Here is a 21,896-nt window from a genome sequence, read left to right on the forward strand (position 1 = left end):
CTTTGTACTCACCCTCTCGGGCTTTCCTCCGGGCGCTTCCCTTCGGTCTTGCGTTTCCGACTCTATCAGACCTTTTCTCGATCCGATTTCCTCGGCGCTTTCCAGGTTTCCGCTCTCGCGTTTCCCTTTCCGGCGACTCCGACTTTATCAGAAGTTCCGGGCCGGATTGACCAGCCACTCTTTTCCGAAATCATCGGGAGGGGCTTCTCGGGAATCGAAGTTCCACGGAAGCAGATAGATAGTCAATCTGCCCGGCTGGACTCGCATCCACTTCCAGGCAACTGTTCAAATCTACCTCCCCGCCAGCTCCGCGTCAACGGCTCTTGTGGGGCGAAGAGGAGACTAGCAGCTCAGCGGGCGTACCCGCACATCAGGCCGCGGTCGGAACGGCGGCGCTGCGCTCGGCAGCCTCGACGTCGCCCGTCTCCCCGGCACGGGCGGCACGGCCGCCGAGGACATAGACGTATGCGAGGAAGGCCAGCTCAGCGGCGACGCCGATGCTGATGCGCGCCCAAGTGGGCAGGCCGGATGGGGTCACGAAGCCTTCGATGGCGCCGGAGATGAAGAGGACCAGAGCGAGGCCTATTGCCATGCCTATTGCGGCTCGGCCCTCCTCGGCGAGGGCTGAGCGTCGCGTACGAGGGCCTGGATCGATGAGGGTCCAACCGAGGCGTAGGCCGGTGCCTGCGGCGACGAAGACGGCGGTCAGTTCGAGGAGACCGTGCGGCAGGACGAGGCCGAGGAAGGTGTCGAGGCGACCTGCTGAGGACATCAGGCCGAAGCCGACACCGAGGTTGAGCATGTTCTGGAAGAGGATCCAGAGGACCGGAAGGCCGAGGAAGACGCCGAGGATCAGGCAGAGGGCGGCGGCCCAGGCGTTGTTCGTCCAGACCTGGGCTGCGAAGGAGGCCGCGGGGTGGCTGGAGTAGTACGTCTCGTACTGGCCACCGGGGCGAGTGAGCTCGCGTAGTTCGCTGGGGGCGGCAATCGTGGCCTGTACTTCGGGATGGGTGCCGATCCACCAGCCCAGGAGGGTCGCGACCAGGGTGGACAGGAGCGCCGTGGGCACCCACCAGTGGCGCGACCGGTATACGGCGGCCGGGAATCCGTAGGCGAGGAAGCGGGTGACGTCACGCCAGGAGGCGCGTCGAGTGCCTGTCACCGCGCTCCGCGCGCGTGCCACCAGCTGGCTGAGCCGGCCGGTCAGGTGTGGGTCGGGCGCGCTGGACTGGATCAGGGAGAGATGGGTGGCGGTGCGCTGGTAGAGCGCGACGAGTTCGTCGGCCTCGGCGCCGGTGAGACGGCGCTGGCGTCCTAGGAGGGAGTCGAGGCGGTCCCACTCGGCTCGGTGGGCGGTGACGAAGACGTCGAGGTCCATCTGGTTTTCTGCTCCTCGGCTGTTCGTCGGCGACTCGTCGTAGGTGTCAGCTTGTCGTACTGCGGCGTGATGCGCCCTCAGCTTGGCAGACTGGCCATTTCAGGGGCAGATCAGGGGAAGGACGGTCGGCGTGAGTGAGCTGGTGACGGGCGAGGCGGTGGCGCTGGAGTTGCGCCCCGCGAAGCTGCCCAGCAGGGCCTTGGCCGTGCTGCTTGATCTGGCCGTGGCTGTGATCGCCTACATCGTCGTGACCATTGGCGTCGTGGCTGCCACCGCTTCCCTGGACGAGGCGGCGCAGACCGCGCTGTCGATCGCGATGTTCGTTCTGCTGCTGGTCGGCGGGCCGATCGCGGTCGAGACGCTCAGCCATGGGCGCTCGCTCGGGAAGATGGCGTGCGGCTTGAGGGTCGTACGTGACGACGGTGGGCCGATCCGGTTCCGGCACGCGCTGGTGCGTGGCCTCATAGGCGTGATCGAGATTCTGATGACGCTCGGTGTCGTCGCGGTCATCGCCTCGCTGGTGTCCGCGCGCGGGCGGCGGCTCGGTGATGTCTTCGCCGGGACTCTCGTCGTGCGGGAGCGGGTGCCCGTCGCTCGGGCGGGGTTTGTGCCGCCGCCTCCACCGTGGTTGGCCGGGCGGTTCTCGGGGCTTGATCTGTCGGCGGTTCCCGATGGTTTGTGGCTGGCCATTCGCCAGTACCTGACGCGGATGCAGCAACTCGACCCGCAGGTCGGCTGGAGCATGGCGGAGCAGCTGGCCACGGACCTCGCGGCGCGTACGGGCACTCCGGCGCCGCAGGGTGTCCCGCCGGCGGCGTATCTGGCGGCGGTTCTGCAGGAGCGGCAGGCGCGGGAGGCACGGCGGGCCTTCAGTCACGGGGTGTTCGAGGGTGGTGCGCCCACTGTGAGTGATGCGGGGGCTGGGACTGGTGGGGCTGGTGCGTACGGTCCACCGATTGTGGCGACCCCTGCTGCGGCGCCTCCGCCTTCCCCGTACGGCGTGGAAGGGGATGGTTCCTCGGCGCCGCGTGACGCAGTGCGGCAGCCGCCGGCGCCGCAGGATGCGCCGGCGGACGACCGGCCCTCCACGGGCTTTGCCCCGCCGGCCTAGCTCCTTCCAGGCCGGGGGCCGTCGCTCAACTGAACGTCGACGGCGGCGATTCCAGGTCCTCGAGCTCGATGCCGGGGGCTGCGAGGACTACGTCGCCCGTGATGTGCACGGCGTGCTGCTCGCCGGTGTCCAGGGCTGTGACCTGGTACTCGTCCACGGTCAAAGGGCCGTTGTCAGTGGCGTGTGTTTCTCTGTTCACCAGGGCCCAGGACTGGTCCACGGTGCGGGCGGCGAGGACCGGGTCCGTGAAGGCCAGGAGGCGTACGCGAGTTGCCGAGGCGGAAGGGGTGAGGCGCAGGAGACGAGTGGTGGCGATGAGGAACGCGGGGGAGGTTCCGGAGAAGGCATGGGCGCGCACATTGCCTTCTGTGGCCTGAACCCCGGTGGGGTCGGTACGGACCCAGGTGACGCCGTCGATGGCGGCACCGCGTACCTGCCAGCCACCGGCGTGGAGTTCGAGGCGGATGGGGCGGCCGAGTTCGTCCAGGGCGAGGTCGACGGAGCCGCTGTGATCGCCCGCAGGGGTGGTCAGCTGGGAGACGTAGCGCCAGCCGGACGGGCCGGGGGCGCAGTGGAAGTGCTCTTCTGCGAGGGGGGTGTGATCGTGCGGATCGTGGAGCGAATAACGGCCGCGGGGCATCGGGGTCCTGGGTGTTGACGGGCTGGTCCGCCCGGGCGGGCCACGGGGGTCGCGCGGGCTGAGAGGGCCGCACGGGCCAAAGGGGCAGGCCCCCGGCACGGGGGTGCGGGGGCCTGCCTCGGAGGATCTGCTGCCGACGGAGCGCGTCGCCGGCTGAGCAGCCACCCGGTTCGGCAGCGGCTCAGCGGCGGCTCGGCTCAGTAGCGGTAGTGGTCCGGCTTGAACGGGCCCTCGACCTCGACGCCGATGTACGCGGCCTGCTCGGGGCGGAGCGTCGTCAGCTTCACGCCGAGCGAGTCCAGGTGCAGGCGGGCGACCTTCTCGTCCAGGTGCTTGGGCAGCGTGTACACGCCGGTCGGGTAGGCATCCGGCTTGGTGAACAGCTCGATCTGGGCCAGCGTCTGGTCCGCGAAGGAGTTGGACATCACGAAGGACGGGTGACCGGTGGCGTTGCCCAGGTTCAGCAGGCGGCCCTCAGAGAGGACGATCAGCACCTTGCCGTCGGCGAACTTCCAGGTGTGGACCTGCGGCTTGACCTCGTCCTTGACGATGCCCGGGATCTTGGCGAGGCCGGCCATATCGATCTCGTTGTCGAAGTGGCCGATGTTGCCGACGATCGCCTGGTGCTTCATCTTGGCCATGTCCGAGGCCATGATGATGTCCTTGTTGCCGGTCGTGGTGATGAAGATGTCGGCCTTGTCGACGACCTCGTCGAGGGTCGTGACCTGGTAGCCGTCCATCGCCGCCTGCAGGGCGCAGATCGGGTCGATCTCGGTGATGATCACACGGGCGCCCTGGCCGCGCAGGGACTCCGCGCAGCCCTTGCCCACGTCGCCGTAGCCGCAGACGACCGCGGTCTTGCCGCCGATCAGGACGTCGGTGGCGCGGTTGATGCCGTCGATCAGGGAGTGGCGGCAGCCGTACTTGTTGTCGAACTTCGACTTGGTGACGGCGTCGTTCACGTTGATCGCCGGGAACAGGAGGACGCCGTCGCGCTGCATCTCGTACAGGCGGTGGACGCCGGTCGTGGTCTCCTCGGTCACGCCGCGGATCTCGGAGGCGAGCTGGGTCCACTTCTGGGAGCCGTCGGTGATGGTGCGGTTCAGGAGTTCGAGGATGACGCGGTGCTCGTCGTTCTCGGCGGTGTCGACCGAGGGGACCTTGCCGGCCTTCTCGTACTCGACGCCCTTGTGGACGAGGAGGGTGGCGTCACCACCGTCGTCGAGGATCATGTTCGGGCCGCCGGTGGGGGTGTTCGGCCAGGTCAGGGCCTGCTCCGTGCACCACCAGTACTCCTCCAGGGTCTCGCCCTTCCAGGCGAAGACGGGGATGCCCTGCGGGTTCTCAGGCGTGCCGTTCGGGCCGACGGCGATGGCGGCGGCCGCGTGGTCCTGGGTGGAGAAGATGTTGCAGGACACCCAGCGGACCTGGGCGCCGAGGGCGACCAGGGTCTCGATCAGGACGGCAGTCTGCACGGTCATGTGCAGCGAGCCCATGATGCGGGCGCCGGCCAGCGGCTGGGTGGCGGCGAACTCCTTGCGGATCGCCATCAGGCCGGGCATCTCGTGCTCGGCGAGGGTGATCTCCTTGCGGCCGAAGTCGGCCAGGGAGAGGTCGGCGACCTTGAAGTCCTGTCGGTTCTCGACAGTCGTCATTACGAGCTGCTCCTCGGGGTTGGGTCGAGGGTGGGTACGGCTGGTCTGCACGGCGGCGGACACCGGGGTGCCCGAAGAGGACACAGGCATGCCCGCGTACGCGCAGCGCAGTCCGTCGGAGGCCCTCTCTCCCTCGGCCGGTCCGTGTCGGGACCGCCCGACCGCCATCAGCAGCGACGTCTGGCTCTGTCCCAAGCTACACCGGGACGCCCGGGAGCCACAGCGGGAGGCCTGGGCGTTCCCGGTCTGGCTCGTCCGGCTCCGTACGGATCCCGCCATCGAGGCGGCCCGGAGTCGGGAGGGCAGCGGCAAGTTCACCGGTCGGCAGGCGGGGCCGGTGGCCGTCGTGGGTGGGGAGGTGCTGCGCGGGAGCGATAACAGGACACCAACGAACCGTACGCAGGAGGGAGCAAACCGGGGCGAAGAGCCACTTTCGCCACTTTGAGGCTGTGGCGAGGTGGGGCAGGATGCCCGGGAGATCTGAACAACTGATCGATCTTGCGGGCTGTCCGGGACGGTGGTCCGCACGAACAAAGGCGTTAGGAGATCGACGTGACCAGTCCGGCCGGCCCTCCCCCCACGGGCGGCGGCAGCGACGAGCAGAAGCGGTTGAAGCTGCTCGCGGTGACCGCATGCCCGACCGGCATTGCACACACGTACATGGCGGCGGAAAAGCTCGCGCAGGCTGCCGAGAGCCGCGGCATCGACATGAAGGTGGAGACGCAGGGATCCATCGGGGCTGAAAACGTTCTCGATGACAACGATGTCAACACCGCGGACGGCATCATCGTCGCCGCGGACAAGGACGTGGACCTGAGCCGTTTCGCGGGCAAGCGGGTCCTCGCGGTCGGGGTGGCCGAGGGCATACGCCACCCCGAGCGGCTGATCGAGCAGGTGCTGTCGGCGCCCGTCCACGAGGCGGGGGCGGTCACCTCGGCCTCGGGGGCCGGCGGTGGCAAGGAGCGGAGCGTCGGGTACAAGGCGCTGATGAACGGGGTCAGCTACATGATCCCGTTCGTCGTGGTCGGCGGGCTGCTGATCGCGATATCGCTCTCGCTCGGTGGGCACACCGACCCGTCGGGCGGTCTGGTCATCCCGAAGGACTCCTTCTGGATGGACGTGAACAACATCGGTGTCATCGGCTTCACGCTGATGGTGCCGATCCTGTCCGGTTACATCGCGTATGCCATCGGGGATCGGCCCGCGCTCGTGCCGGGCATGATCGGTGGCTGGATCGCCAACACGGGGGAGTTGTACGACTCCAAGGCGGGCGCCGGGTTCATCGGGGCGATCGTGACCGGGTTCCTCGCCGGATATCTGGTGTTGTGGATCAAGAAGATCAAGGTTCCGAAGTTCGCGCAGCCGATCATGCCGATCATCGTCATCCCCATCGTGGCGACGACGGCGCTCGGGCTGTTCTTCATCCATGTCATCGGCAAGCCGATCTCCTGGGTGTTCGAGAGCCTGACCGACTGGCTCAGCGGGATGACGGGCACGAGCGCGATCCTGCTCGGCGCGATTCTCGGGCTGATGATCGCGTTCGACATGGGCGGGCCCGTCAACAAGACGGCGTTCCTGTTCGGCGCCGGGCTCATCGCGACCGGCAACCAGACGGTCATGGGCATGTGCGCGGCGGCGATCCCGGTCATGCCGTTGGGGCAGGGGCTCGCCACGCTGATGCGCAAGCGGCTGTACACCGAGCAGGAGCGGGAGACGGGGCTCGCCTCGCTGTTCATGGGCTGCTTCGGCATCTCCGAGGGCGCGATCCCGTTCGCCGCGGCACGGCCCGCGCAGGTCATCCCGGCCAACATGCTCGGCGGCGCGGTCGCCGGTGCGATCGCCGGAGTCGCCGGCGTGGAGGACGCGGTGCCGCACGGCGGGCCGATCGTGGCGGTGCTGGGCGCGGTGAGCGGCGTACCGATGTTCTTCGTGGCCGTGGCCATCGGCACGGTCGTCACCGCGCTGACGACGGTCGCCCTGGTCGATGTCAGTGAGCGCAGGAGGCGCGGGGAGGCTCTCGTCAGCGCCGGCACGGGTACGGGTACGGCCGGGCTCGAGCCCGCGCTGGTCGGTGCGGGTGCGGGAGTGCCGGGCGCCGGAGCAGCTGCGGTCGTGGCGCAGGCTGCCGTACGTGAGGCGGCGGCGACCGGCTCGAGTGCGTCGCCGACGGGGTCGCTCGCAGCGTCCACGGGTGCCGCGGACGAGCCCGAAGCCGACGATTCCCCTGCCGAGGTTCTTTCCGGTTACCTCACCGAGCAGACCGTGAAGGTGCGGCTCGACGCCGCCGGCAAGGAGTCGGCGATCCGTGAGATGGCCGAGCTGCTGGCGGGGACCGGCAAGGTCGCGGACGTGGACGAGCTGGTGGCGACCGCGCTGCGGCGGGAGGCGCAGGGTACGACCGGGCTAGGTGAGGAGATCGCGATCCCGCATGCCAAGACCGATGCGGTCACCGCGCCGGTCGTCGGTTTCGCGCGGTCCGTGCAGGGCGTCGAGTGGGACTCGCTGGACGGTACGAAGGCGAGGCTGGTGTTCATGATCGCCGTACCGGAGGCGGCCGCGGGCGACGAGCATCTGCGGATTCTGTCGCTGCTGTCGCGGAAGTTGATGGACGCCGGGTTCCGGGAGCGGCTGCTGGCCGCGCCGGACGAGTCGGCCGTCCTCGGGGTGCTGCGCGAGGTCGGGTAGCCGGGACAACTGACAGCGGGGCCCGCCGAGCGACTCGGCGGGCCCCGCTGTCAGTTGTGCGTTGTCCTACGAAACGTCAGTGGTCGGTGCCGTCGGGCGTCGGGCCGCCCGGCGCTGCCTTGCGGTCGGCGCCCTTGGCTGCTTCGGCCTCGCTGTAGATGTCGGGCTCGAGGTAGATCACGCGGGCGATCGGGACCGCCTCGCGGATGCGGGCCTCGGCGGCGTCGATGGCGGAGGCGATCTCGGCGCCCGTGTCGCCCTGCGGGACCGCGATCTTGGCGGCGACCAGGAGCTCCTCGGGGCCGAGGTGGAGCGTGCGCATGTGGATGATGCGGGTGACCACGTCACCGTCGACGATGGCGGCCTCGATCTTCTGCTCGTCCTCGGCGCCCGCGGCCTCACCGAGCAGCAGCGACTTGGTCTCGATGGCCAGGACGACCGCGATCAGGACGAGCAGGACGCCGATGCAGATGGTGCCGATGCCGTCCCAGACGCCGTCGCCGGTGAGCAGGGCGAGGCCGACGCCGCCCAGGGCGAGGATCAGGCCGACCAGCGCGCCGAGGTCTTCCAGGAGGACGACGGGCAGTTCGGGCGCCTTGGCGTGGCGGACGAACTCCTTCCAGGACTTCTTGCCCCGCAGGACGTTGGACTCCTTGATGGCCGTACGGAAGGAGAAAGTCTCGGCGATGATCGCGAAGACGAGAACACCGACCGGCCAGTACCAGTGGTCGATCTCGTGCGGGTGCTTGATCTTCTCGTAGCCCTCGTAGAGGGCGAACATGCCGCCCACGGAGAACAGGATGATCGAGACGAGGAAGGCGTAGATGTAGCGCTCGCGGCCGTAGCCGAAGGGGTGCTGCGGGGTCGCCTCGCGCTTGGCCTTCTTGCCGCCGACCAGCAGCAGGGCCTGGTTGCCGGAGTCGGCGAGCGAGTGCACGCCTTCGGCGAGCATCGACGACGAGCCGCTGAACGCGAACGCGACGAACTTCGCTGCCGCGATCGCGAGGTTGGCGGCGAGTGCCGCCACGATCGCCTTGGTACCGCCTGACGCGCTCATGTGTCGCGTTGTCCCTTCGCCTTCGTCTTCGTACGCCTGTACGCCCGCACGTCTGCACGTCCGTACGCCGTTCAGGGCGTCGCCGAGGGAGGCGTGCGGCCCCCGTTCGGCTTTGCCCGTCCTTTGCCGGTGGGCCATTGTTGCAGCCCGGTCCGACAACGGCGCGCCGGGTCTTCGGATGCCCTCGGTCAGGCGACGACCGTGGCGCGGAAGACCGTACCGGCACCGGACACTTCGGCCTCTTCGCCTGCCGGTACGAAGACGGACCGACCGGGCGTCAGGTCGTGCTCGCCGATGCGGACGGAGCCCGCCGTGCAGAGCAGGATCTGCGGGGTCGCGCGCGTGACGTCGTGGGCGGTGGTGCCCTCCGGGAGGACGTACCGGGACAGCCGGAACTCGTCGATCGGGGTCTCGTAGACCTCCTCGCCGTCCGGGGACGCCTCCGGGCGCAGCACCCCGGGGTCGCCGGCCTCGAAGCGGACGACGCGCAGGAGTTCGGGGACGTCGACGTGCTTGGGGGTCAGGCCGCAGCGCAAGACGTTGTCGGAGTTGGCCATGATCTCGACGCCGAGGCCGCTGAGGTAGGCGTGCGGGATGCCGGCGCCGAGGAACAGAGCCTCGCCGGGCTGGAGGCGGACGTAGTTCAGGAGCATGGCGGCGATGACGCCGGGGTCGCCGGGGTAGTGGTGGGCGAGTTCGGCGTACGGGGCGTAGTCGCCGCCGAGGCGGGCGCAGGCGGCCGCGGCGTCAGCGACCGTGCGGGCCATCTCGTCCGGGTCGGCGGTGAGGACCGCGGTGAGCACCTCGCGCAGGGCCGCGTCCTCGGGGTGGGCGTGCAGCAGGTCGACGTACGGCTTGAGGGAGTCGACGCCGAGGCCGTCCAGCGCATCGGCTGCCGCGATGGGGTCGCGGAAGCCGCACAGGCCGTCGAACTCGGTGAGCGCGCAGATCAGTTCGGGCTTGTGGTTGGCGTCCTTGTAGTTGCGGTGGCCCGCGTCCACCGGGATGCGCCGGCGCTCCTCGTCCTCGTAACCCTCCTTCGCCTGCTCCAGGTTGGGGTGCACCTGGAGGGAGAGCGGGGCGCCGGCGGCGAGGATCTTGAGCAGGAAGGGCAAGCGAGGGCCGAACTTCGCCACGGCCGCCTCGCCCAGCTCACGCTCCGGGTCGGCCTCGATGACCTCGACCAGCGTGCCGCGCTCGGTGCGCGAGGGTGCGCCCGGGTGTGCGCCCATCCACATCTCCGCCTGCGGTTCGCCGGTCGGCTCGGCCCCGAGGAGCTTCGGGATCGCGGTGGTGGAACCCCAGGCGTAGGGGCGGACGGTGTTGTCGAGGCGGTCCATGCGGTTGTCTGCCTGCTCTCTGCGGGTAGGCGGGTTCTCTTCGTGGGGGCCGCCGGTTCGCCTTGTGTACGCCTGCCGGTTTCTGCTGCGTACGGCTGCCAGGGCCCCCTGGGACAGATCAGGCTCCCGAAGCGAGCGCCAGGTAAACGGCGGCGAAATCGGTGATGGCGATCAGTTCCGCGAGGGTCTCCAGCTCGCCGCCTGTTTCCGGCTCGAGTTCGCTGATCGGCGTGTCATGGCTCAGGGCCAGGTCGCGCGCGGCGGGCGCGGCGGTGAGGCCGCCGATCGGGCGGTCGCGCAGCAGCACCACGCGCGCGTGCAGGGCCGGTGTCTCCTCCACGCGGTCGCGGAAGAAGTCGTCGGGGTCGGCGTTCGCCGCGAGTCGGCCGGCGAGCAGGGCGCTGTGGTCGGCGAGTGCCTCGGGCAGTTCGGCGACGAGGGCGGGGTGGCCGGATAGCTCGGCGAGCGCGGCGGCGAAGCGGCGGCCGGCCGGGCCGGCGGAGACGCCCTCGGTCCAGATCAACGGGAGCGAGTCGGCGAGTTCCGCGGCGAGGGTCTTGGCGGGGTTGCTGTAGGTCGCGATGGCGGGCCCGCAGCGTTCGGCGATGTGGTCGAGGCGGTCGGCGACCTTCTCGACGGCGTCGGGCGGAGCGGTGAGCATGCCGGTGCGGTCGAGGAGCGCCAACAGCGGGGTGAGCAGGGCCCACAGGACGCCTGGCGCGGAGGCGGCGAGGACTTCTTCCTCCCCCTCGTCGTACGGGGCGGTCGCCATCGGCACGAACAGGCCGTGGTTGTTGTGCACGGCTTCGGTGAGCGGGGAGCCGGCGGGGGCCACGGCGACGACCGTGAGGCCGCGGCGGTAGGCCTGCTCGGCGAGGAGCGACAGGCCCGGCTCGCTGCCGTCGGGGGTGGTGATCAGCAACAGGTCCACGGAGCCGGCCCAGCCCGGGAGCTCCCAGCGCAGAGCACCCGCGGCGGGGGCGACGCCGGCCGGAGCCAGCCGGGTGACGGGGCTGGTGGCGCCTGCGAGGGTGCCGAGGAGGTCGGCGACGCAGATGGCGGCGGCGCCGGGGCCCGCGATGAGGATGGCGCGGGGGCGGCCGTCGGGTTTGAGGTCGTTGATGCCGGCCTCGGCTGCGTGCCGGGCGGCGGTGCGGACACGGGCACCTGCTTCGGCCGCGCCGCGCAGCAGGGCACGGCGGTCGGCCTCGGCGAGCGCCTCCGGCGTGTCCAGCAACGATTCGTCGAGCATGGGCGGCAGCCTCCGATCGCCGGTTCTTTTGAGGGCGGGGGTCTTGCGCGGGGGCGGGGTGTGCGTCGGGGGGCTTGCTCGGTCCGGGGGGCGCCGGTGGGGGCTTGGTTCCGGGTGGTGCTGGGTTCCGGGCGTCCTGGTGGCGGCATCCGCCGGCGGTCGTCTGCTGGCGGTGGCCGGAGTCCGTGCGCCGCGGGCCGGGACGGTGCGCCGCCGGGGGCGGCAGCGGAGGCCGGACGTCTGTACGGCGGGGGCTGCTTGGTCCCGGACGGTGACCGGTCGTTCCGTCGCCCTTGCGCCAGTGCCGGGGCGGCCCGTTACGCGGGGCGGCGGGCCTCGTCCACGAGCAGGACGGGGATGCCGTCGCGGACGGGGTACGCCAGGCCGCAGCCCTGGCCGGTGCAGATCAGCTCGGCGTCCTGCTCCTTGAGAGGGGCGTGGCAGGCCGGGCAGGCGAGGATCTCCAGGAGGCCGGCTTCCAGCGGCATGAGGTGTCCCTTCTGGGGCGGGTGGGTGCGGTTACGTGCGTGTGTGCGGATGTGCCTGGTCAGCGTACCGCCGGTGGGGGCGGGGTGCCGGGGTTGGGCGGCGGTGGGGGTGGTGGGGGTTGTTTCGCCCCCGCCGCCCCTACCCTTCCCGTCCTTGAAGGGGCTCTGCCCCTTCCACCCGGGTCCCTGGGGGCTGCCGCCCCCAGACCCCCGCTTCGGCCTGAACGGCCTCGTCCTCAAACGCCGACGGGCTGAGTTGCCTGGACCGGCGCCGAGATGGCAGAGCCGGTGTACGTGCGCAACCCTCGCCCCCCCCCGGCGCGCCCCTCAACCTCTGATGATCGCCAACGCCTCGTCCCGCACCTTCGCCATCGTCGCCTCGTCCCGTGCCTCCGCGTTGAGGCGCAGCAGCGGCTCCGTGTTGGACGGGCGGACGTTGAACCACCAGTCGGCGGCCGTGACGGTCAGGCCGTCGAGTTCGTCGAGTTCGACGCCCTCTCGGGCCTCGTAGGCGGACTTGATGGCCGCAAGGCGGCCCGCCTGGTCGGCGACGGTGGAGTTGATCTCGCCGGAGCCGGCGTAGCGGTCGTACTGGGCGACCAGGCCAGACAGGGGGCCGTCCTGGCCGCCGAGGGCAGCAAGGACGTGCAGGGCGGCCAGCATGCCGGTGTCCGCGTTCCAGAAGTCCTTGAAGTAGTAGTGGGCGGAGTGCTCGCCGCCGAAGATCGCGCCGGTCGTGGCCATCTCGGCCTTGATGAAGGAGTGGCCGACGCGGGTACGGACCGGCGTGCCGCCGTTCTCCTTGACGACCTCCGGGACCGACCAGGAGGTGATCAGGTTGTGGATGACCGTGCCCTTGCCGCCGTGCTTGGCGAGCTCACGCGAAGCCACCAGGGCGGTGATGGCGGACGGGGAGACCGGGGCGCCGCGCTCGTCGACGACGAAGCAGCGGTCGGCGTCGCCGTCGAACGCGATGCCCAGGTCGGCGGACTCCTCGCGGACCCGCTTCTGAAGGTCGACGATGTTCGCCGGGTCCAGCGGGTTCGCCTCGTGGTTCGGGAACGTGCCGTCCAGCTCGAAGTACATCGGGACGACGTCCAGCGGGAGGCCGCCGAGCACGGTCGGCACCGTGTGGCCACCCATGCCGTTGCCCGCGTCGACGACGACCTTCAGGGGGCGGATGGAGGTCAGGTCGACGAGGGAGCGCAGGTGGGCCGAGTAGTCCTCCAGCGTGTCCCGCTGCGTGATCGTTCCCGTCTGCGCGGCCGGTTCCGGGGCGCCCGACTCGGACCAGCCCTCGACCAGTTCGCGGATCTCCGTGAGGCCGGTGTCCTGGCCGACCGGGGCCGCGCCCGCGCGGCACATCTTGATGCCGTTGTACTGGGCCGGGTTGTGCGACGCCGTGAACATCGCGCCCGGGAGGTTCAGCGCGCCCGACGCGTAGTACAGCTGGTCGGTGGAGCACAGGCCGATCTCGGTGACGTCGACGCCCTGGGTCGCCGCTCCGCGCGCGAAGGCGCGGGACAGACCGGGGGACGAGGGTCGCATGTCGTGCCCGATCACGATCGCGCTCGCGCCGGTCACCCGCACGAAGGCGGCTCCGAAGAGCTCGGCCAGGGACTCGTCCCATTGGTCCGGGACGACCCCGCGCACGTCGTACGCCTTCACGAGCTGTGACAGATCAGCAGCCACGGCCAACCCTCCTGAAAGTCCTATCGGTCACCCCAAACTACCCGCCCGGACTGACACTGCGCTGGGTGACCGCTGAGTGGACTCCCAGCCGTAACCTCAGGTCAGCGCGGAGGTCAGGGCAGCATCCAGCCCAGCACCGGTGAACTCTGGCCGATCACGATCAGGCACATCACCAGCAGCAGGCCCAGACTCCACGGCAGCACGCGTCGCAGCAGGTCCCCCTCCCGGCCCGCGAGCCCCACGGCGGCGCACGCGATGGTGAGGTTCTGCGGCGAGATCATCTTGCCGAGCACACCACCTGAACTGTTGGCGGCGGCCAGGAGTTCCGGCGACAGCCCCGACTCGCGGGCCGCCGTCACCTGCAGGGCGCCGAACAGCGCGTTGGCCGAGGTGTCCGACCCGGACACGGCCACTCCGAACCAGCCCAGCACCGGCGACAGGAAGGCGAGCCCGGCGCCGGCCGCCGCCACGAAGTAGCCGATGGTGGCCGCCTGTCCGGAGAGGTTCATGACGTAGGCGAGCGCCAGCACGGACGTCACGGTCAGGATGGCGAACCTCAACTCGTGCACGGTCGCGGCCCACTCCCTGACCGCCACGCGCGCGTGCACCCCCAGCACGACCGCAGCGCACACTCCGGCGAGCAGCACGAGCGTGCCGCCGGTGGACACGATCGGCCAGCTGAAGACATTGCCGCTGACCGGCTCCCCGTCCGGATTGGCAACGTTCAGGAAGGGCCAGTCGAACGTCCGGGTCGCCTCGGCCAGCCAGTCCTTGACGACCGGAATCTGCGCGATGGAGAAGATCACGACGATCAACGCGTACGGCGCATAGGCCCGTACGACCTCGCGCCGCGGATCGTCCTCGTCCAACTCCTCGCTCCGCGACCCGGTCAGCACCGACGCGCGTACGGCCTCCGTGGCGGGCACGCGCGCGTGCGGTACGGCGACCAGGGCGCCCGCACCGGCCAAGGCGGCGCCGATGTCGGCGAGTTGTGCGGAGACGTAGTTGGAGGCGGCGAACTGGGCGACGGCGAAGGCGATTCCGCAGACCAGGGCGGGGACCCAGGTCTCCCGCAGCCCGCGCCGTCCGTCCACGAGCCCGACCAGCACCAGCGGAACGACCAAGGCCAGCAAGGGCGTCTGACGCCCCACCACGGAGGCCACGTCATCCAGCGGCAGTCCGGTGACCTGCGCCAGCGTCACCACGGGCGTTCCCATCGCACCGAAGGCCACGGGCGCGGTGTTGGCGACCAGCGCGACGACCGCCGCGCGCACCGGATCGAACCCGAGCGCCACCAGCATGACCGCGCAGATCGCGACGGGCGCCCCGAACCCGGCCAGAGCCTCCAACAGGGCCCCGAAGCAGAAGGCGACGACGAGTGCCTGGATCCGGGGATCGTCGGAGAGCCGCCCGAACGACCGGCGCAGGATGTCGAAATGACGCGTGCGGACGGTCATCCGGTACACCCACAGGGCGTTGACGACGATCCACAGGATGGGGAAGAGCCCGAAGAGCGCTCCCTGGGCGCCGCTGGAGAGCGTCTGACCGAGCGGCATGCCGTACGCGAGCCAGGCGACCAGCACGGCCGCCAGAAGCCCCGTGAGCCCCGCCAGGTGCGCCTTCATCCGGACCCCGCCCAGCAGGACGAGGACGATCACCAGCGGCAGGGCCGCCACCAGCGCGGACAGGCCGAGCGAGCCTGCGACGGGTTCCAGTTCCTGCACGTACACGGGCGCCTCCCCGGATTCCGCCATGCGGAAAGCGATTTCTCGTTCCGACATGCGGAATGGTCGTGTCCGCGCCAACGACACGTCAATGCTTGTGCATCACTCAACGAAACAAGCACACGAGAAACAGGAAATCCGACTGTTTCGACGGTCAGTTGTCGGGCGACCGAAGCACCCGCAGATGCCCACGCCGCGCGACCTCCATCGGGTCGGCACCACGACCGCCGCCCCCGCCGGCCCCGGCCGCCCGCTCCTGCGGACGGGCCGCCTCACGCACGGCGTTGGCAAGCGCTTCCAGGTCATCACCGCTGGGACGGGCCGGAGCCGAACTGTCCAACAGCCGTACGACCTCCCACCCGCGAGGGGCGGTGAGGCGCTCCGAGTGCTCGGCGCACAGGTCGTAACAGTGGGGTTCGGCGTAGGTGGCGAGCGGGCCGAGGACCGCGGTCGAGTCGGCGTAGACGTACGTCAGCGTCGCGACGGCGGGACGGCCGCAAGCGGTGCGCGAACAGCGACGTACAGGGCTCACGACGTTGGACGGTACCGCACTCTTGAGCGGGCCGCGACGACTCTCCCCCGGCTCACTCCACCGTGTCGTGTTGTGAAACACCCCACACGCCCCTTTCACCCCACCTCGCTGACCTGCAGTGAAGCCTCACCCCAAGATCCGGCACACGCTTGAAACCGGTCATCACTCATCCCAAACCCCGTCATTTACCTCGCCATCGACGGTCTCGGAGCATACGGAAACGAGCCCAACCTTGGCTGGAATGGTCATCTGCAGACATGCCGTACGAGCGGCCGGACCTCGCCCTCACCACCCATGGAGATCGGACAGGCACCGCCCACGAGGACTACCCTTCATCAGTGATGGACACCCCCGTACCGCCCCGCGCCGCCGGCCCCGGGCCCCGCCGCCGTGATCGCCACGGTCGGGGCATGCGCGGCCCGATCGCACCGCCTCAGGTCCCCCTCGCCGCGAGCCGCGCCGACGTCTTCGCCGACCTGGTCCAGGACTCCGTGGAGCGCCTAGAACGCCGCTGGCCCCAGCTGGCCGACATGGACTTCCTGGTCCTCGAGGTCCCCCGCCTGGACGGCCCCGGCCGCGCCTGGAACGACGAGGCGGTCCCCCTGGGCGGCACCATCCCCGCCCGCGAGGGCCGCCCGGCACGGGTCGTCATCTACCGCCGCCCAGTAGAGATCCGCACCAAGGGCCGCGACGAGCGAGCAGCCCTGGTCCACGAGGTGGTCGTAGAGCAGGTGGCCGAGCTCCTGGGCCTCACACCGGAGACGGTGGACCCCCGCTACGGCGAGGACTGAAGCCGCCGACGGGGAGGGGCCCAGGCCTGGGCGGTGTTTGGGACAGTGGCCCCACGGACCGCCAGTCGCGTACAGCGCGCAGGGGACGTGCCGGGGGGGTGTCCGCCCGCAGTGGCCGGCGTCAACACGCGGTACCTCTTGGCCTAAGGCGACCGCCGGTCCGAGGACGGACACCCCCCGGCACGTCCCCAACCCACCCACCGAACCCCAGGCGCTACGCGAACCCCCACTCCACAGCCACAGGCCGCCGCAGGCATCCCGCCCCACCGCCGGAGGCATCCCGCCGGCCTACTTCTGCAGGACCGACAAGTCCTCATCCGCCTCCGGCACAGCCACCATCCCCCGATCGTCCGGCAACGTCTGCACCGTGAACCCGGCCACCCCGTCCTCCGTGACCGCCAGCGTCCGGGACGCATACACCGGCCCACCCGACACCGACTCCACAGTCAGCGCGTACGTGCCCTTCAGCCCACTCGGGACCGGCACCTTCACGTCCTGCGTGGTGCCGGCCTTGACCGTGTACGACTTCGACGCCGCAGCACCGCCCTCACTACCCGCAGAAGCCGTCACCTTGACCTCCGCGGCACCGAAGGGCGCCGTCACGGACAACGTCGTCCCCTTCGCCCGGTTGTCCACCGCCGTCGCGCGCGTACCCACCGCCCGGCTCGCCGGGATGAACGCCGTCTCCTGCTTGTCCCCCTTCCCACGGACCACCCGCACCGCCGCAACAACCGGCACCGAACGATCCGTAGGAGTCAGCACCAGCGACCCCGCCTCACCCTGCATGACGTCGCCGAGATCCACCGCACTGGTCATCCCCGCCTTGACGTGCAACGTCTCGTTCCCGGCAGGCGTGATCATCCCGGACGGCGAGGCAAGCCGCACCTTCAGATCCGCGTCGGCGTCCCCCGGCGTGAAGGCGACCAGCCGCACAGAGGTGGCGTCCTTCGGAATGCCGGGCAGCACCAGACTCCCCGCGGGATCGGCGGACGCCGCCAGCCAGTCCCCACCGAGCTTGTCGTCCAGCGCCTGCACCGAGGCACCGACCCGACCGCTGCGCACAGTCACATGCACGGTCACGTTGTCCTGCTTCTCACTGGTGAGCGTGGACAGCAGAATCGGCTCACCTGAGTGCGGCTGGACCGTGATCCCCTCCCCCACCGTGGTCTCGAGCGCACCGTCCTTGCCGTACAGCTCGATGTCGACGACGGCGGCGGCGTCGTCGGGGTTGGTCAGATGCACGTAGTCCGTGCGGTCGGGAGCCGTACTGGCCCCGGGGAACCAGAACTCGGTGTCAGGCGCGGTGCAGTTGACGCCCTGCAGACCACGCCCCGTGCCCACGGCGACCTCGGTGGTCTCCTGCACGGTCCAGCCGGGCGCGAACTTCCCGTCGGCGGTCCCGATGAGCGCGGGCGAGTCGGCCCCGGACGCATCACCGCTGATCGGCGTCCCCGGCTGCTTGCCCTCCAGTACCGGCTTGTCGGCCTTCCCGGCCTTCCCGGCGTCCTCGCCCTTCTCGCCCTTGCCGTCCGCCGCGTCGCCCTTCTCCTGCGCCGCGGACTGCAGTTCGGCCTTCCCGTCACTCGCCGTCCCCTTGGTGACGGGGGTGAACGAGGTGTACGTCGTCTCGGCGAGGTCCGAGATACTCGGCGCCGGACACACCAGGCTCGTACGCTCCACGGGCAGCTCGGCGGCCGCCTTGGCGGTGTTCGCACCGGGCGCGTCCGGCGTCGTGAGCGCCGCGAGCCCGGTGACGGCGGCGAGGGCGGTGACGCCGGCGATCAGGGAGAGGGTGGTGCGGTTCACTGCTGGCTCCCGTCGGGACGCTCACTGCCGTGCTGATGCTGCTGCGCCGGGTCGTCGTACGTGCCGTCGTAACCCTGCTGGTACGTCTGGTCGTACGACGTGTCGTACGCCGCCGTGGAGGACTGCCCGCCGTACGCGTACGGGTCGTACTGGCCGCCCTGATACGGATCCGCCTGATACGCCTGGTCGTAGGCGCCGCCCGCCGGGTACTGCTGCCCGCCGTAGTTGCCGTACTCGGCACCTGCGTAACCGGGCGTGTCCCACTCGCCGTAGGACTGCTGCTGGGGAATCGCCGCAGCCGGCGGCTCCGACGGAGGAGCGGGGAACTCGCCTTGCTGACCGGCCTCTTCGGCGTCGGCCTCGGCCTGGGCGCGCAACCGACGGGCCCGCCGCCCCTCGCCGGCCATGGCCTCGGCCGGGACGACCGGCTCCTCGGGCAGGTCGTCGTCGATGTCGCGGCGACGTCCGGGAAGGGCCATCACGACGAGTACGAGGGCGAGGAAGCCCTGGGCCCACAGCCACGCGCTGTGGCCGATCGGGTCGTCGTAGGTGACGTCCAGCTTGCCGCCGCCGGCGGGCAGTTCGAAGCCCTGGGCCCAGCCGTCGACCGTGGTCGCGGTGAGCGGCTTGCCGTCCAGGGTGGCCGTCCAGCCGTCGTCGGCGCTGTCGGCGAGCCGCAGGACCCGCCCCTCGGCGCCGCTGGGGATCGTGGTGTGGATCTCGACGGGCCCCGCGGCAACGGGCTGCGGCTCACCGGCCCCGGAGCCGCCACCGGCCGCAGACCCGGAATCAGCCCCGGAACCGGACCCGGGCTCGGACTCGGACTCGGACTCGGCTCCGGCGACGATGGCCGCCCGCGACACCTGCCGGTCGATCCGCCACAACGCACTGCCGTTCTGCTCGCTCAGCCGCGAGAGCCCGGGCGTGGCGTCCAGGACGCGCGTGACCTCACGCGGCGCGCCCTTGTGGACGAGGACGTAACGCACGGCGAACGCGCCGAGTTGGTCGGCCTGGTCGGCGCCGGAGCCGGCGACGAGGTTGGCGACGATCTTGTCGAGCTTGGTGTTCTCCCCGTCGGCGGCGGCGAGCTCGGCGTCGCCGAGGCGGGCGCCGGAGCCACGGACGAGCATGTAGCCGACGTGGGCGGAGGATTCGCTGTCCAGGACCAGGGTGCGGGCCTGGTCGCGGGTGCCGCTCTCCTCGGCGACGAACGCGGGCACCTGCACGGGGTCGCGCCGCTCCAGCGGCCCGTCGGCGCCGCGGATCATCCAGCCGGCGGCGACGAGCAGCGGGCCCGCGGCCGCGGCGAAGGCGATCAGCGCGGCGACCGGCTGGCGCCAGCCGAAGCTCTGCTCGGCCACCCGCGCGCGTGCCCCGTCGGCGCCGAGCAGGGCGGCGGCCAGCAGGGCGATGCCGTAGACGAGGGTCGCGGGGCCGGCCCATGTGGAGCTGTTGGACAGGACCGCGAAGACGAGGCCGACGAGGGCGACCGCCCACGCCGTCCGGATCCCGAACTGGCGCTCGGAGCGCATCAGGGCGGCCAGCGCGGCCAGCACGATGCCGATGAGCATCAGCCCGTCGACCGTGCCGGGGCCGCCGGGGCTGGCGCCGAGCAGATCCAGGGCGGACGCGGCGGAGGAGCCGTACTCCAGGCCGGCCTCCTGGAAGAAGCCGAACGGAAGCAGCGACAGCGACCAGGGCGCGAGGACCAGCAGGGGCACACCGAGCTGGGCCAGGAAGCGCAGTCCGTAGGCGGTGATGTCGGCGCGGCGCACCGCCAGCACTCCGAGCCCGAGGAGCAGCGCGATGGGCCACACGATCGGCGTGAAGGCCGTGCTGATCGTCAGCAGCAGCGCGTACGCCCAGGTCGCGCGCCAGCTGCCGCGCGCGCCGGAGCCGTTCGTCAGGCCGCTCGCCGCGATGCCCGCGCGCGCGATGAGCGGCAGCAGGACGGCGAGGACGGCGGTGCCGATGCGACCGCCGGCGAGCGCGCCGGTGGCGGCGGGCAGGACGGCGTAGACGACGGCGCCCCACGCGCGCAGGAGGCGCGACTCGACGAGCGGGCGGGAGGCGAAGTACGCGGTGAAGCCGGCAAGCGGCACCGAGCAGACGAGCAGGACGGTGACCGCGAGTCCGGTCGATCCCAGCAGAATCGAGGCGAGCATCGCCACGAGCGCGAGATACGGCGGCGCGGCCGGGGTGCCGCCCGCGCCCACGGGGTGCCAGGCGTCCACGTAATGCGACCACAGCTCAGCGGAGTCGGCCGGGGCCGGCAGCAGTGCCCCGCCCGCGAGCGCGCCCGCGCCGAGGAGTTGCCGGCAGGCGATCAGAGAGACGAACAGCAGCACCAGGAAGAGCACCGGGCCGGGCTTGCGGGCGACGCGCTTGAGACGGGCGAACTGCTCTATCTCCAGGAAGTCGGCGTCATCGCCGCCGGGTCCGGACTCGATCGCGCTGCCGTGCCGGCCTGCGCCGGAGGTGACCTCGGGGTCGGAGCGGCCGACGAGGCTGCCCGCGACCTGTTCGACGGTGGCCCGCACGGTCGCGCCGGGCGGCGGGAACAGCGCCCGCAGCTCACCCTTGTCGATGACGGGACTCCCGCGCCTGCGCCGCCCGGCGATGATCCGCTCGGGGCGCAGCAGCGTGCCCATGAGGCCGCGGATCTCGTCGAGGGCCTGCCCGGGGACCTTGCCCACGAGGTAGGCGAGGGTGCGCAGGACAGTGCCGAGCAGGAGGCGCAGCAGCACCCAGGGCAGCACGGCCGTGCGTGTGTTGACGAGCAGGGTGTAGACGGCGCCCGCCTTGTCGACCTTGTGCGGGGAGGCGGAGGTGCGGCCCACGCAGTCGACGGTGCGGCGCTCGCGGGAGGAAGCCTCGGCGTGTCGTACGACCGCCTCGGGGGCGACGAGGACGCGGTGGCCGGCGGCCGTGGCGCGCCAGCACAGGTCGACGTCGTCACGCATCAGGGGCAGCCGGCGGTCGAAGCCGCCGAGCTGTTCGAAGATGTCGCGGCGGATCAGCATGCCGGCGGTGGAGACGGACAGCACGGGCCGTACGTGGTCGTGCTGGCCCTGGTCCTGTTCGCGGCGGTCGAGGCCGGTCCAGCGGCGGCCGGAGTTGGCGATGGTGACGCCGACCTCGAGGAGCTGCCGGCGGTCGTACCAGCCGCGCAGCTTGGGGCCCACTACGGCGACGTCGTCGCGGCCCAGCTCGTACTCGTTCTCCACGACGCGCAGCAGCTGGGCCAGGGCGTCGGGTTCGGGGGCGCAGTCGTCGTGCAGGAGCCACAGCCATTGCACCGGCTCCCCGTGGGGGAGTTCGGGCATGTCGTAGGCGTCGTCGCGCCATGTGCGCGTGACGGGGTCCCAGCCGCTCGGCCGCTTCAGATATGCCAGCTCGTCCGGGGTGAGGACGGGGGCGGTGCGGTTGGCCTCCTCGACGGCCTGGCCGAATCCGGTGCGCCGGGCGAGGTGCAGTACGCGGTCGGCGCCGAGGGCGTCGGTGACCAGCTGGGCGGAGTGGTCCCCACTGCCGGTGTCGGCGGCAACGGCGAACTGGACGGGGCGCTCCTGGCCGAGCAGCCCGGCGAGCGCGTCGGGCAGCCAGCGGGCGCCGTCGTGGGAGACGAGGACCGCGGTCACCACATGACGCGGGAACTCAGGTGTGGCAGCGACGTCGTGATGGGCTGCCGTGTGGCTGTGCACGGACATCGAGGTACGGGCCCCGGTTCGATGGACTGCGGTGG

General features: G+C 70.9%; 15 protein-coding genes. 3 read left to right on the plus strand and 12 right to left on the minus strand.

Annotation, left to right across the window (positions count from 1 at the left end; translation table 11 throughout):
- Window positions 1-370 precede the first annotated feature (370 nt).
- Complete coding sequence (locus ACZ7M7_RS37920; protein ID WP_472125105.1) at window positions 371-1,378, minus strand: stage II sporulation protein M; 1,008 nt, start codon at window positions 1,376-1,378, stop codon at window positions 371-373.
- A gap of 130 nt (window positions 1,379-1,508) precedes the next feature.
- On the opposite strand from ACZ7M7_RS37920, the gene ACZ7M7_RS37925 reads away from it, so the two are divergent.
- The gene (locus ACZ7M7_RS37925; protein ID WP_472125108.1) at window positions 1,509-2,489 is read left to right on the plus strand and encodes an RDD family protein; all 981 of its coding nucleotides are present in this window, start codon (window positions 1,509-1,511) and stop codon (window positions 2,487-2,489) included.
- Window positions 2,490-2,514: 25 nt separating this feature from the next.
- Here the strand turns inward: ACZ7M7_RS37925 and ACZ7M7_RS37930 are convergent, their stop codons facing one another.
- Together ACZ7M7_RS37930 and ahcY are read right to left on the minus strand one after the other, a co-directional pair.
- Entirely contained in the window at window positions 2,515-3,129 is a 615-nt protein-coding gene (locus ACZ7M7_RS37930; RefSeq protein ID WP_472125110.1) for a hypothetical protein, read from the minus strand.
- A 197-nt stretch (window positions 3,130-3,326) separates the two neighbouring features.
- A complete protein-coding gene (gene ahcY, locus ACZ7M7_RS37935) occupies window positions 3,327-4,784 on the minus strand; it encodes an adenosylhomocysteinase (protein WP_383633466.1) in 1,458 nt (485 codons plus the stop codon).
- 552 nt (window positions 4,785-5,336) lie between these two features.
- Here ahcY and ACZ7M7_RS37940 point away from each other — a divergent pair.
- Window positions 5,337-7,469 carry a fructose-specific PTS transporter subunit EIIC gene (locus tag ACZ7M7_RS37940; protein ID WP_472125113.1) on the plus strand — a complete coding sequence of 711 codons (2,133 nt, stop codon included), beginning with the start codon at window positions 5,337-5,339 and terminating at the stop codon, window positions 7,467-7,469.
- Window positions 7,470-7,545: 76 nt separating this feature from the next.
- Here ACZ7M7_RS37940 and ACZ7M7_RS37945 read toward each other — a convergent pair whose 3' ends face one another.
- The 7 genes from ACZ7M7_RS37945 to ACZ7M7_RS37975 all read right to left on the minus strand — a co-directional run bounded on the left by ACZ7M7_RS37945 (window position 7,546) and on the right by ACZ7M7_RS37975 (window position 15,554).
- Window positions 7,546-8,526, minus strand: a complete 981-nt coding sequence (locus ACZ7M7_RS37945) for a cation diffusion facilitator family transporter (RefSeq protein WP_427840836.1) — start codon at window positions 8,524-8,526, stop codon at window positions 7,546-7,548.
- Between the two features lie 188 nt (window positions 8,527-8,714).
- Window positions 8,715-9,866 (minus strand): mannose-6-phosphate isomerase, class I, encoded by a 1,152-nt coding sequence (gene manA, locus ACZ7M7_RS37950; protein WP_472125116.1) that lies wholly within the window; start codon window positions 9,864-9,866, stop codon window positions 8,715-8,717.
- Window positions 9,867-9,984: 118 nt separating this feature from the next.
- A complete protein-coding gene (locus tag ACZ7M7_RS37955; protein ID WP_383615960.1) occupies window positions 9,985-11,118 on the minus strand; it encodes an SIS domain-containing protein in 1,134 nt (377 codons plus the stop codon).
- Window positions 11,119-11,435: 317 nt separating this feature from the next.
- Window positions 11,436-11,606 (minus strand): Trm112 family protein, encoded by a 171-nt coding sequence (locus ACZ7M7_RS37960; RefSeq protein ID WP_086725970.1) that lies wholly within the window; start codon window positions 11,604-11,606, stop codon window positions 11,436-11,438.
- Window positions 11,607-11,933: 327 nt separating this feature from the next.
- Complete coding sequence (locus tag ACZ7M7_RS37965; RefSeq protein WP_383633454.1) at window positions 11,934-13,298, minus strand: phosphomannomutase/phosphoglucomutase; 1,365 nt, start codon at window positions 13,296-13,298, stop codon at window positions 11,934-11,936.
- Window positions 13,299-13,411: 113 nt separating this feature from the next.
- Window positions 13,412-15,028 carry an L-lactate permease gene (locus tag ACZ7M7_RS37970; RefSeq protein ID WP_383633451.1) on the minus strand — a complete coding sequence of 539 codons (1,617 nt, stop codon included), beginning with the start codon at window positions 15,026-15,028 and terminating at the stop codon, window positions 13,412-13,414.
- Window positions 15,029-15,176: 148 nt separating this feature from the next.
- Window positions 15,177-15,554, minus strand: a complete 378-nt coding sequence (locus tag ACZ7M7_RS37975) for a DUF3499 domain-containing protein (protein WP_053748143.1) — start codon at window positions 15,552-15,554, stop codon at window positions 15,177-15,179.
- Between the two features lie 341 nt (window positions 15,555-15,895).
- On the opposite strand from ACZ7M7_RS37975, the gene ACZ7M7_RS37980 reads away from it, so the two are divergent.
- Window positions 15,896-16,345, plus strand: a complete 450-nt coding sequence (locus ACZ7M7_RS37980; RefSeq protein ID WP_369276208.1) for a metallopeptidase family protein — start codon at window positions 15,896-15,898, stop codon at window positions 16,343-16,345.
- A 288-nt stretch (window positions 16,346-16,633) separates the two neighbouring features.
- On the opposite strand, the gene ACZ7M7_RS37985 is transcribed toward ACZ7M7_RS37980, so the two are convergent.
- Both ACZ7M7_RS37985 and ACZ7M7_RS37990 read right to left on the minus strand, forming a co-directional pair.
- Entirely contained in the window at window positions 16,634-18,151 is a 1,518-nt protein-coding gene (locus ACZ7M7_RS37985) for a DUF5719 family protein (protein ID WP_472125121.1), read from the minus strand.
- Window positions 18,148-21,861, minus strand: a complete 3,714-nt coding sequence (locus ACZ7M7_RS37990) for a glycosyltransferase family 2 protein (RefSeq protein WP_472125123.1) — start codon at window positions 21,859-21,861, stop codon at window positions 18,148-18,150. The genes ACZ7M7_RS37985 and ACZ7M7_RS37990 overlap by 4 nt, the downstream gene beginning before the upstream one ends.
- Between the last annotated feature and the right edge of the window lie 35 nt (window positions 21,862-21,896).

Source organism: Streptomyces sp. NPDC111606, from assembly GCF_055656945.1.

What these genes read in the sequence shown, in the direction of transcription:
- ACZ7M7_RS37920 (WP_472125105.1), bottom strand. Translation starts at nt 1,378, where the DNA reads ATGGACCTCGACGTCTTCGTCACCGCCCACCGAGCCGAGTGGGACCGC.
- ACZ7M7_RS37930 (WP_472125110.1), bottom strand. Translation starts at nt 3,129, where the DNA reads ATGCCCCGCGGCCGTTATTCGCTCCACGATCCGCACGATCACACCCCC.
- ahcY (WP_383633466.1), bottom strand. Translation starts at nt 4,784, where the DNA reads ATGACGACTGTCGAGAACCGACAGGACTTCAAGGTCGCCGACCTCTCC.
- ACZ7M7_RS37945 (WP_427840836.1), bottom strand. Translation starts at nt 8,526, where the DNA reads ATGAGCGCGTCAGGCGGTACCAAGGCGATCGTGGCGGCACTCGCCGCC.
- manA (WP_472125116.1), bottom strand. Translation starts at nt 9,866, where the DNA reads ATGGACCGCCTCGACAACACCGTCCGCCCCTACGCCTGGGGTTCCACC.
- ACZ7M7_RS37955 (WP_383615960.1), bottom strand. Translation starts at nt 11,118, where the DNA reads ATGCTCGACGAATCGTTGCTGGACACGCCGGAGGCGCTCGCCGAGGCC.
- ACZ7M7_RS37960 (WP_086725970.1), bottom strand. Translation starts at nt 11,606, where the DNA reads ATGCCGCTGGAAGCCGGCCTCCTGGAGATCCTCGCCTGCCCGGCCTGC.
- ACZ7M7_RS37980 (WP_369276208.1), top strand. Translation starts at nt 15,896, where the DNA reads ATGGACACCCCCGTACCGCCCCGCGCCGCCGGCCCCGGGCCCCGCCGC.
- ACZ7M7_RS37990 (WP_472125123.1), bottom strand. Translation starts at nt 21,861, where the DNA reads ATGTCCGTGCACAGCCACACGGCAGCCCATCACGACGTCGCTGCCACA.